This window comes from Lactobacillus sp. ESL0246 (genome assembly GCF_003692965.1).
Taxonomy (GTDB): domain Bacteria; phylum Bacillota; class Bacilli; order Lactobacillales; family Lactobacillaceae; genus Lactobacillus.
Window position 1 is genome coordinate 75,638 of the sequence record NZ_REHC01000002.1, and the last position, 9,297, is coordinate 84,934.

The 9,297-nt window shown below is 35.4% G+C and carries 9 protein-coding genes and 1 other annotated feature; of the genes, 4 read left to right on the forward strand and 5 right to left on the reverse strand.

Features of this window, described 5'->3' with window-relative positions:
* Nucleotides 1–40 precede the first annotated feature (40 nt).
* Nucleotides 41–745, reverse strand: coding sequence for an NAD-dependent protein deacylase (locus F5ESL0246_RS00665; protein ID WP_122017631.1), 705 nt, complete (start codon nucleotides 743–745; stop codon nucleotides 41–43).
* Nucleotides 746–855: 110 nt separating this feature from the next.
* A complete protein-coding gene (gene asnA, locus F5ESL0246_RS00670) occupies nucleotides 856–1,869 on the reverse strand; it encodes an aspartate--ammonia ligase (protein ID WP_122017632.1) in 1,014 nt (337 codons plus the stop codon).
* Between the two features lie 55 nt (nucleotides 1,870–1,924).
* Nucleotides 1,925–2,166 (reverse strand) — a binding site (T-box leader).
* A 124-nt stretch (nucleotides 2,167–2,290) separates the two neighbouring features.
* On the opposite strand from asnA, the gene F5ESL0246_RS00675 reads away from it, so the two are divergent.
* Nucleotides 2,291–2,767, forward strand: a complete 477-nt coding sequence (locus F5ESL0246_RS00675; protein WP_122017633.1) for a hypothetical protein — start codon at nucleotides 2,291–2,293, stop codon at nucleotides 2,765–2,767.
* 172 nt (nucleotides 2,768–2,939) lie between these two features.
* On the opposite strand, the gene cls is transcribed toward F5ESL0246_RS00675, so the two are convergent.
* Both cls and F5ESL0246_RS00685 read right to left on the reverse strand, forming a co-directional pair.
* Entirely contained in the window at nucleotides 2,940–4,397 is a 1,458-nt protein-coding gene (gene cls / locus F5ESL0246_RS00680; RefSeq protein ID WP_122017634.1) for a cardiolipin synthase, read from the reverse strand.
* Nucleotides 4,394–5,344: an alpha/beta hydrolase gene (locus F5ESL0246_RS00685; RefSeq protein ID WP_122017635.1), complete on the reverse strand. Its 951-nt coding sequence runs from the start codon at nucleotides 5,342–5,344 to the stop codon at nucleotides 4,394–4,396. The genes cls and F5ESL0246_RS00685 overlap by 4 nt, the downstream gene beginning before the upstream one ends.
* Nucleotides 5,345–5,415: 71 nt before the next feature.
* Between F5ESL0246_RS00685 and F5ESL0246_RS00690 the strand changes: the two genes are divergently transcribed.
* Complete coding sequence (locus F5ESL0246_RS00690) at nucleotides 5,416–6,219, forward strand: ribonuclease H family protein (protein ID WP_122017636.1); 804 nt, start codon at nucleotides 5,416–5,418, stop codon at nucleotides 6,217–6,219.
* Between the two features lie 26 nt (nucleotides 6,220–6,245).
* Here F5ESL0246_RS00690 and F5ESL0246_RS00695 read toward each other — a convergent pair whose 3' ends face one another.
* Entirely contained in the window at nucleotides 6,246–7,190 is a 945-nt protein-coding gene (locus tag F5ESL0246_RS00695; RefSeq protein WP_122017637.1) for a DUF1002 domain-containing protein, read from the reverse strand.
* Nucleotides 7,191–7,336: 146 nt separating this feature from the next.
* Between F5ESL0246_RS00695 and F5ESL0246_RS00700 the strand changes: the two genes are divergently transcribed.
* Together F5ESL0246_RS00700 and F5ESL0246_RS00705 are read left to right on the forward strand one after the other, a co-directional pair.
* The gene (locus F5ESL0246_RS00700; protein ID WP_122017638.1) at nucleotides 7,337–8,182 is read left to right on the forward strand and encodes a glycosyltransferase family A protein; all 846 of its coding nucleotides are present in this window, start codon (nucleotides 7,337–7,339) and stop codon (nucleotides 8,180–8,182) included.
* Nucleotides 8,179–8,835 (forward strand): alpha/beta fold hydrolase, encoded by a 657-nt coding sequence (locus tag F5ESL0246_RS00705; RefSeq protein WP_122017639.1) that lies wholly within the window; start codon nucleotides 8,179–8,181, stop codon nucleotides 8,833–8,835. The genes F5ESL0246_RS00700 and F5ESL0246_RS00705 overlap by 4 nt, the downstream gene beginning before the upstream one ends.
* Nucleotides 8,836–9,297: the final 462 nt, after the last annotated feature.

Sequence of the window (9,297 nt, forward strand, 5' to 3'; positions counted from 1 at the left end):
TTCAGTGTTTCGTAATAATTAAGGTGAATATTGAAATCAATTAAATTTGTTTAAAAACATTAATTGCATCATCAATGATTTCAGAAATATCTGTTGCTGGTATTTCTGTCTTGTTGATTGCCCAAACCTTGGCACCGGGGTGTTTGTAAGATAGCAACTGGGCAAAGGGATAGACAACAAAACTTGTGCCAGAAATAATCACTAAATCTGATTGCTGCATTACCTTAACTGATTTTGCCAGATTATCGGCGTTAATTGCTTCACCATATAAAACAATTCCTGGTCTGATAATACCGCCACAATTTTGATGGCGAAAAGAATGAGCATACTCTAAATAGTCTACATTATGCTGGCATTTAGTACAGTATATCTGATAAAGGCTGCCATGAAATTCGGTTACATGCTTGTTACCTGCTTTTTTGTCCAATCCGTCAACATTTTGTGTGATAAGATCACCTTTTTGGTTACAAATTTCCGCAATTTTTTGATGAATGATATTGGGCTGAGCGTCAGGAAAATACATATTATTCATCACAAAATGATAGAAAAACTCGGGACGCTTTAAAAGCGTTTCTTGGCTTAGAATTGTTTCGGGACTTTCTGAAACACCGTCATAAATGCCATTTTTTGAGCGATAATCTGGAATACCAGAATGAGTTGAAACACCGGCACCGGTTAAAAATACAATATGTTTTGCCATTGTAATATCTTGTTTGAGTTCGGTTAATTGCTTTTCTTTGATCATCATTTTTCCCCCCTAAAAGTAGTGATAACTATATGATAGTTTACTACAAGTTTTTGTATAAATAAAAATTCATATGGTAAGCAGCTTGCTCACTATATGAATTTTGAAAACTATAAAATTTGAATGTGGTGTGCCTGACACTCCTCAATCATTTTTTTCGGCCATATGCTTGCTTGCACTTCACCAATATGTGCTTTTCCCAATAAAAGCATGCATAAACGAGACTGCCCTATACCACCTCCGATAGAATACGGCAATTCGTTTTTTAACAGCATTTTGTGGAATGGAAGTTGTTCGCGCTCAAGATGACCAGACTTTTTAAGCTGTTCGTGCAGACTTTGGGGACTAACACGAATTCCCATTGAAGAAATTTCAATCTTTTGCTTAAGCGGTTCATACCAAAAAATGAGATCGCCATTTAATTGCCAATCGTCATAATCTGGTGCACGACCATCATGGGGCTTACCACTATGTTGCAGTTTGTCGCCGATTTTCATAATGAAAACAGCTTTTTCTTTTTGAGCAATCTTATTTTCTCGTTCTTCTGGGCTTAAAGTTGGCCATGTGTTTTCAAGTTCTTGGGTTGTTACAAAATGAACTTTATCTGGTAAACGATGAGTGGATGCTGGGTAACGGTTAGCACATTCCGATTCAACTAATTTAATTGCGTCAAAAATCTGCAGGACAGTAGTTTTTAAAGTTTCTTCAGTTCGCTCATTTTGCGCAATTATCTTTTCCCAGTCCCATTGATCAACGTAAATTGAGTGAAAATTATCAAGGTCTTCATCTCGCCGAATAGCGTTCATATTAGTATAAAGTCCCTCATGCATAACAAAGTTATATTTTTTAAGAGCCATTCGTTTCCATTTAGCCAATGAATGAACAATTTGAACTTCATCGTCCTTAGAAAGTTCTTTAGCATCAAAAGTAACGGGACGCTCAAATCCGTTTAAGTTATCGTTTAATCCGGTGCTTTTTTCAACAAAAAGTGGTGCAGACATTCTTTGCAAATTTAATTTTTGACCTAAGATGGCTTGGAACCGCTCACGAATAAAGACAATTGCTGCTTCTGTGTCACGAATAGTCAGAGTGGGATGATAATCCTTAGGAATAATTAAAGTCATGGTGTTTACCTCCAGTTTTTAGTGCAAAGAAAAGCCCTTCGCCTAGTTTAATAAAACTAAGGACGAAAGGCTTTTTCCGCGGTACCACCTAAATTGTCCGAAATCGGACCAACTCATGAAGCACAATCATGCTTCACCAGCGTGATAACGTACTGGCGACGACGCTGCTTACTTTAATTTCTATTTCAGAGCGTTGCTAAAAAGGGTTTTTCAATAATTCAGGGTCTGCCAGTTTCGCATTATCACTGGCTCACTGAAAGAGATAAATTATTTACTCGTCTTTTTCATTGCATTTTATCTAATTTATATTTAATAATATTTTTAACAAAAAATCAAGTAAAAGTTAAGACGAGAGAGTAAAGCTAACTAAAAATACTTCGTCTGTTATAATGTATTGGACTACATATTCGAGGAGAATTTTATGGTTGGATTTTATCTTATATTAGATGCGATATTGTTCGGTTATACTTGTTATAGTTGGTATTGGCAAGCAAGTATTGACTTAAAGGGGCAGTATCGGATATCTTCAGTTGTTTGGGCTATTATTTTTATATGGGTTGGTTTTACTTGGCAGTTAATTGAAAAAAGTGACCAAGGCTTAGGGATTTTTTTGGCAATTTTTTTAATTATGGCGATCATTGACGGTTATACAGGTTTTGGACCAAATAAAGTAGTTGTATCGGGCTACTTTCGTCGAACAGTTGCTTATTCGGATATAATGCTTGTAACTTTAATTAGGGTACCGAATCCGAGAAAAAAGCAAGTGATTTGTATTCTGACAACACAGCAGAACCGCCAATACTATTTGCGTTTTTCACATGGGGTGGCGCAGATTGTTGAAGCTTTAAAACAGCATATCCATCATGATATTAAAATTGAAATTCAAGATATTATATAGAGCAACTATTCAAAAATAGTATGCTTTTTTGATTGTGTTTGAAATGAAAATTCCCTGATTGAAATTTTACGTTATTTAGTAGACTAAATTTATTGTTTTGCTAACTTAACTATGTAAATAATCCCATAACTAAGTCTTAGTTATGGGATTATTGCTAAGTGGAATTTTTTGATTATAAAATCGGTGATAACATTCGTGAGAAACTTTGTAGTGTCTTAAGCCATCGCCCTTGTTCTGCAATCATTTGAGGTGTCAGTAAGTAAGAATTTTGCATATCTTCTTCAAAAGATTGTGCTACTTCACGAGCAAAATTTTTATCATAGAAAACGGCTATATCTTCAAAATTGAGGTCGTAAGAACGATAATCTTGATTCATTGACCCTACTGTAGCAAAGGTATCATCAACTACAATCGTTTTGGCATGAATGAATCCTTTAGTATAGATATAGATTTTGGTACCGTATCGTGATAGCTCGTTGGCGTACCACTGTGTTGCCCGATAAATGAAAGGATGGTCGGGTTTGCAAGGAATCATAATGCGCAAATCAATCCCAGACATAGCTATTGTCTGTAAAGTGGCAAACATTGCATCATCGGGAATCAGATAAGGTGTTTGCAGCCAGAGACGTTTTTTGGCTAGTGACATCAAACGCATAATTCCATTACGCATATTGGCATTGTAATGATCAGGACCATCGGAGACAATTTGCATTGCAACATCTCCTGGTCGAATTTCATTTTCATCTAAATTGGGAAAAAGTAAGGTGTTAAATGTAATTAGCTGCTTTTCCTTTTGAATAGAAGCATTCCAATCCATCACAAACCGCTCTTGTAAAAGTAAGGAAGCCGAACCAACGATTCGAACTTGGCTGTCTCGCCAATAGCCAAATTTTTTCTTACGACTCAAATACTGGTCTCCGATATTAAAACCGCCTGTCCAGGATGTTTTGCCGTCGATTACCACAATTTTGCGGTGCAAATGATAATTGATTCGGTATCTAGTAATCATGTTGCGGGAAGTAATAAAAGGAAGAACTTCGCCACCAGCCTTGCGTAACTGATCAAACCAAGTTTTAGTAGCACCTAGTGATCCCCATGCGTCATAAAGAAGACGTACGCTAACTCCAGCCTTGGCTTTTTTTATTAGCAAATTAAGAAATTCATTACCAATTTCATCATTATAAAAGGTATAAAACTCAACGTTAACTGTCTGTCTTGCACGTTCAATATCGTGCATCATATCACGAAACATTGGCTTGCCATCTGTATATAGTTTAACATGGTTGTTTTTGCTTAACGGCGACTCACCCTTGTGATCAAAGAATCGGACAACAATTTTAGCCTTGTTTGAACTATCGGCTGTACTAGTCTTTTTTGGCGCTTTTGTGATTGATTTTTGTACATTGCGTAAGCCGATGTGATTTTGCTTATTGATTGCAAAAATATTTTCTTGTGAGATTCCTCGACCAAAAAAACCGTAAATAGTTAGTCCAATAACGGGGAAAACTAATAAAATAATTAACCAAGCCCAAGTAGTTGAAACTGAACGGCGTCTGTGAAAGACGATGTAAAAAGATAAGATGGTATTAGTAATAATGAGTATCCAAAATACGTCCCGTAATAGACTCACTTAAGTCCTCCTGAATTATTTTTAAAACCAATAAATTTATTAACCATATTAATCACAAATGGATTATCATGCATCCAACTATGCTCAGCGTCCTTAGATCCACGAACTTCAACCTCATGATAAGATTTTGCATTGGGCGCTAAAATGTAACGAATACTTTTGGCCGAAATAACTGAAATAAATTTGTCACTGTTGGTGTTATCTAAAACATTACCATAAATATTTAATACAGAAATATTGGGATTAAATTGTTTACGGTGAAATAGTAGATACAGATAATGTATGTTAATCACATTGGGCCGTCCATTGTGATTAAAGCCGTTAACATTGGGGATGTCGCCTAAATAAGTCACACCGTCAAATGGTCCTGCAATGAAGATGCACTTAGTTAAACGGGGAAAGTTTTTTTTGCGATATGTGCGCATTTCAGTCCGAACCACACATGGACACGCTAATGAATGTGCAACAGCTGTATACTGGGTAAAGTGATAATGTTTAGCTAAAAAAGGTAATACAAAACGTAAGTAGTAGTCAATTGCATAAACGCCAACAATTCGTTGACGAAAAACAACTTGAATAATGGGATTTTCATCACCGGTCCAAGTGCCTTCTAATTTAAAGTTACCTAGTAAATCAGCAGTAACTTTGAGGTAATTGGTGTCACCTTTTTCCTTTAAAGCTGTTTTAACCATAACGTTGGTTGTATAATCACCGCCACGGAAACCATGAAAATATATTATGGGTATTTGTTCAAAATTACCACGCTTTTTTTCAACAGTCGTCCTATCATCAATATGTTGCTTATGAAGACGCAAAAAAATACGTAGAGGTGCAATTGTCGCCAAAATTGCTAATGCTATCATATTGAATCGACTGGGATCTTTTGATAGATTGTGTTTGTGGTTTTTTTCCGCATCTTCTTTATATTTTTTTGTGTTGAAAAACATAATACCACCTTAATACTAGAGTTAGTTATATTTTAGCATTGCTGGCAAATTTTTTAAGAAAAGAGATACAAATGAAATTCTATGCAGTCAAAAAAGGTCGTCAACCAGGTGTTTATCGCACTTGGGAAGCGGCAAAAAAACAGGTTGATGGCTATCCCAACGCGGAATATAAGTCCTTCAAACAGGTAACAGATGCTACCGAATATTTGAATTGGGATAGAGCAACTGTTAATCAATTTTTTCAAAAGGATGAAACTTCATTAAAGCAGGCGATTGCCAAGATCCAGAATGAAAGCCAAACTATTTCAAAAATATCAAAGCAGCAATCAACTCCACCGCAAAGTAAAACGGTTCCCCGTTTTAGTAATTTGGATAAGTCGAGCGAATATTTTGCAACAATTTACACCGATGGAGGAACCCGCAATACTGGCAACTTTAAAGGCGGTCACGTGCGGGCAACTGATAAAGCAGCATGGGCTTATCTTATTGAGTGGCAGCAAGAAGGCAAGCAAATGTCAACTTATGATTCAAATGGTGAATTTGGTGCTACTAATAATAAGATGGAATTAACAGCCTTAATTGAAGCTCTAAAAAAGTTGCTTGAATTAGGTTTTAATAAGAAGCCATTATTATTTGTTCTTGATTCACAATATGTCTTAAATCCAATTATTAAAGGCTGGCTTAAGGGCTGGAAAAAGCGTGGTTGGCGCAAGAGTACTCCTGGTGAAATTGCAAACCTTGAATGTTGGCAGGAACTTGACAGATTGCTTGCACAATTTTTACAGCCTAAATTTGAATGGACTAAAGGACATGCCAATAATCGTGGCAATGAATTTGTTGATCGTACATTAAATAAGTTTATGGATCAGATGTGATACTGTTTGCCTTGCACTACAATTACTCATCCAAAAAGGTGACTAAAGAAATCACTGATATTGTGCCATAATTGTTCAAATAGATTTTGATTTTCGGGAGTATTGATTTTATCAAAAATCCCTTTGGCATTTTTTTCAATATTTTTCGAAAGTTCTCCAGCTTGATCCTTAAAGTGATTGTCTTTCAAGGCCCCAGAATTACGGATTTCAATTAGAATATTGATGATTTGCTGCTTTTGGTTTTCATTAATGACATTACCAAGATGGTTAATATTTATCTGGTTGTTAACGATATCGTGAATTTGACTATCAGAAACGTTATTACCAATTTTTCCCATTTCTTGTTTGGCACCCGCAACTGCATTGTTTAATTGGGCATCACTATAACCGTCTTTATTCTTGTTTTCTTTGGTAATTTTGCTCAGTGTTCCCATTTCATCTTGTGCTGCATTGACTTGATTTTGACTAAGTTCTTCGCCATGTTTACTGTAAGCCGCATAGACACCGGCTAAAGCGCCGGAGCCATCAATTGGAATAGCACTCGTAACGTAAATGTTGGCATCGGTAATTCCTGCGGTTAAAGCTGCATTTTTGTATTGGTCGGCTGTAATGGTTGTAATGTTATTATGGCCTTCGTAAGGAAGAATGCGGACATTGATTCCACTGCCTGCGCTGGTTTTTTGAATCATTGCACTTGACCAAACACCAGAATTGGTCGTGAAATTAGAGCCGGATGGATTAAGATACTTAACTAAATCGGAACCATTAATAGTTGTTGTTTGATAACTTGCACTATTAAGTGGCGCAATTAAAGTTTTGACTGTGCCACTACGCTGGTTGGCGGTTAGGGAGGTGCCTAGACTAACAATTGGTAAATTTTCAGCTCTAACTGATTGCTGAAAGCCATTAATGGTCAAAATACCAAAGAATAACGTTACAATAATGGTTAGAATTGTTTTTGCTTTTTTCATAAATCAATAACTCCTTTTAATTAACCAATTATACTAAATACAAATGATAAAAGGATAATTATTGTATTGGTAGAAATCTATTTTATAGTATTTTTAAAATTCAAGAAAATTTAAGATGGTATAATAAATAATAAGGGAGGGGTGCTATGATTCAGCAACCTGAATTAACGGTCATTATGCCCGTTTACAACGTTGAAAAGTACATTGGGCGGGCACTTGATCATTTGGCTAAACAAGATAATCCTAACTTTAAGTTGTTAATTATTAATGATGGTTCAACCGATAATACAAGTAAAATAGCCGAAAGTTACCGTAGTCAGTTTCGATATTTAAAAATTATTAATAAGTCCAATGGTGGGCTGTCAGATGCACGCAATGTTGGTATTGCTCATGTTGATACACCATATTTCACTTTTCATGATGGCGATGATTGGGTTGATTCTGGTTATACGGCCTTTTTTGTGCAGGCATTTCATAATCATCCGGATGCAGCGATGGTATCATGTGGTTTTTGGCTAGATTATGAAAGCAGACATGGCTCTGTACCGGTAACCAAAAAAATTATTTGCGGCATGAAGAATAAATTGCGCAGCTATCAATTGATCAATAATCCGTTGGGCTCGCTATTTGATAATCATATTCTAGGAACACCGGTCAAAGGTTATACTTGGAATAAGGGTTATAAGCTCTCAGTTGTTAAACAAAATAAGCTGCAGTTCATGGAAAACTTAGCTTTTATGGAAGATCAAATTTTTAATGTTCAATATCTATCATTAACTGAAGGCTTTTATTGTAATAGTCAACCGCTATATCACTATTGGCAGCGTAAAGACAGTATGGTACATAATTTTAATTTGAAGATGATTCCTGATAATTTTAAAGCGAATTATATAGTCGCTAAAACAATTGTTCAGAGTTTGTGGCAGGAACATAAGAAAAGCAATCTTTCTGAACAAAAACTGATTGATATTAGTGAGAGGAATCAGCGATGAGGGTACAAGTTAATGGTAACGAACTTTATTATAGTAAATTAGGTAGGGGAGAGCCGTTGCTATTATTACATGGCCATCATTTGGATGGTGGGATGTTTGATCAGATAATAGCGCCGTTAGCCTTATACTATACTGTTTATGTACTCGATATGCGTGGGCATGGTCTAAGTCAGGGTGAAGTTGCACAGCATTATCAATCTGAGGTTAATGATGTGGCTTCTTTCATTCGAAAAGTTAATATTCGTGGTTGCTATTGCTTTGGCTTTGATGCTGGTGGTCTTGTAGCAATGATGCTTGCAAGTCAAGATCAGGCAATTTTTAAAAAGTTAATGGTAGCAGGTGTTTTCGTTAATGGTAATGGAATTCGACCGTATCATTATTTAACGGAAGGTTGTCTTCGCTTTTTGCAGCTGAACCGCGAAAGTCGTGTTGAATTGACGGAAAGTTACCTGTCGGTTGACAGCTTAAAAGCAATTAAGATACCAACTTACTGTGTAGTTGGTGAAAAGGATTGGGTTAAAGTTGAGCATGTTCGCTGGTACAGCCAGTTAATCCCACAAGGACAATTAATGATAATGCCCAGACAAAAGCATAATAGTTATGCAGTTAAAAGTTTTAAGTTGCTTGATTTAATGGAAACATTCTTTAAATAAATACTTATAGACTAATTATTATTTAAGTGTGGTAGTAAATCATTATATTATTTTAAATCCAAATTACAGATAGGTGTTAAGCAAGGAGTTTAACGCTTTTTTTATGCGCTTAACAGTTTATATTGAATAATAATCAAAAAGGCAGTTATTGCCTTTTTTATTGCTTTTAAGCATAACATAATTTTAATCAATTATTAATAACCTTTGTTATCAAAGAGTTTATGTTTACTTTTTCTTCGCTTATTTAACTTATTTTATTAATTGTTGTTTACTTAATTATTAATTGCTAAACCCATGCTAGTAGCTAATTAGCTTTAATTAAATCTAGCTTTTTTAGAATTTACAATTTTTCCTAATAACGGTAATTCTATATTACTTTTTTTTTTTTTTTTATATACTCTGTACGATCCCGCAAATTGATATATCATAAACTTAAGCGCATTTAGTAATAGCTTTCATTTC

What these genes read in the sequence shown, in the direction of transcription:
- F5ESL0246_RS00665 (WP_122017631.1), bottom strand. Translation starts at nt 745, where the DNA reads ATGATCAAAGAAAAGCAATTAACCGAACTCAAACAAGATATTACAATG.
- asnA (WP_122017632.1), bottom strand. Translation starts at nt 1,869, where the DNA reads ATGACTTTAATTATTCCTAAGGATTATCATCCCACTCTGACTATTCGT.
- F5ESL0246_RS00675 (WP_122017633.1), top strand. Translation starts at nt 2,291, where the DNA reads ATGGTTGGATTTTATCTTATATTAGATGCGATATTGTTCGGTTATACT.
- F5ESL0246_RS00685 (WP_122017635.1), bottom strand. Translation starts at nt 5,344, where the DNA reads ATGTTTTTCAACACAAAAAAATATAAAGAAGATGCGGAAAAAAACCAC.
- F5ESL0246_RS00690 (WP_122017636.1), top strand. Translation starts at nt 5,416, where the DNA reads ATGAAATTCTATGCAGTCAAAAAAGGTCGTCAACCAGGTGTTTATCGC.
- F5ESL0246_RS00695 (WP_122017637.1), bottom strand. Translation starts at nt 7,190, where the DNA reads ATGAAAAAAGCAAAAACAATTCTAACCATTATTGTAACGTTATTCTTT.
- F5ESL0246_RS00700 (WP_122017638.1), top strand. Translation starts at nt 7,337, where the DNA reads ATGATTCAGCAACCTGAATTAACGGTCATTATGCCCGTTTACAACGTT.
- F5ESL0246_RS00705 (WP_122017639.1), top strand. Translation starts at nt 8,179, where the DNA reads ATGAGGGTACAAGTTAATGGTAACGAACTTTATTATAGTAAATTAGGT.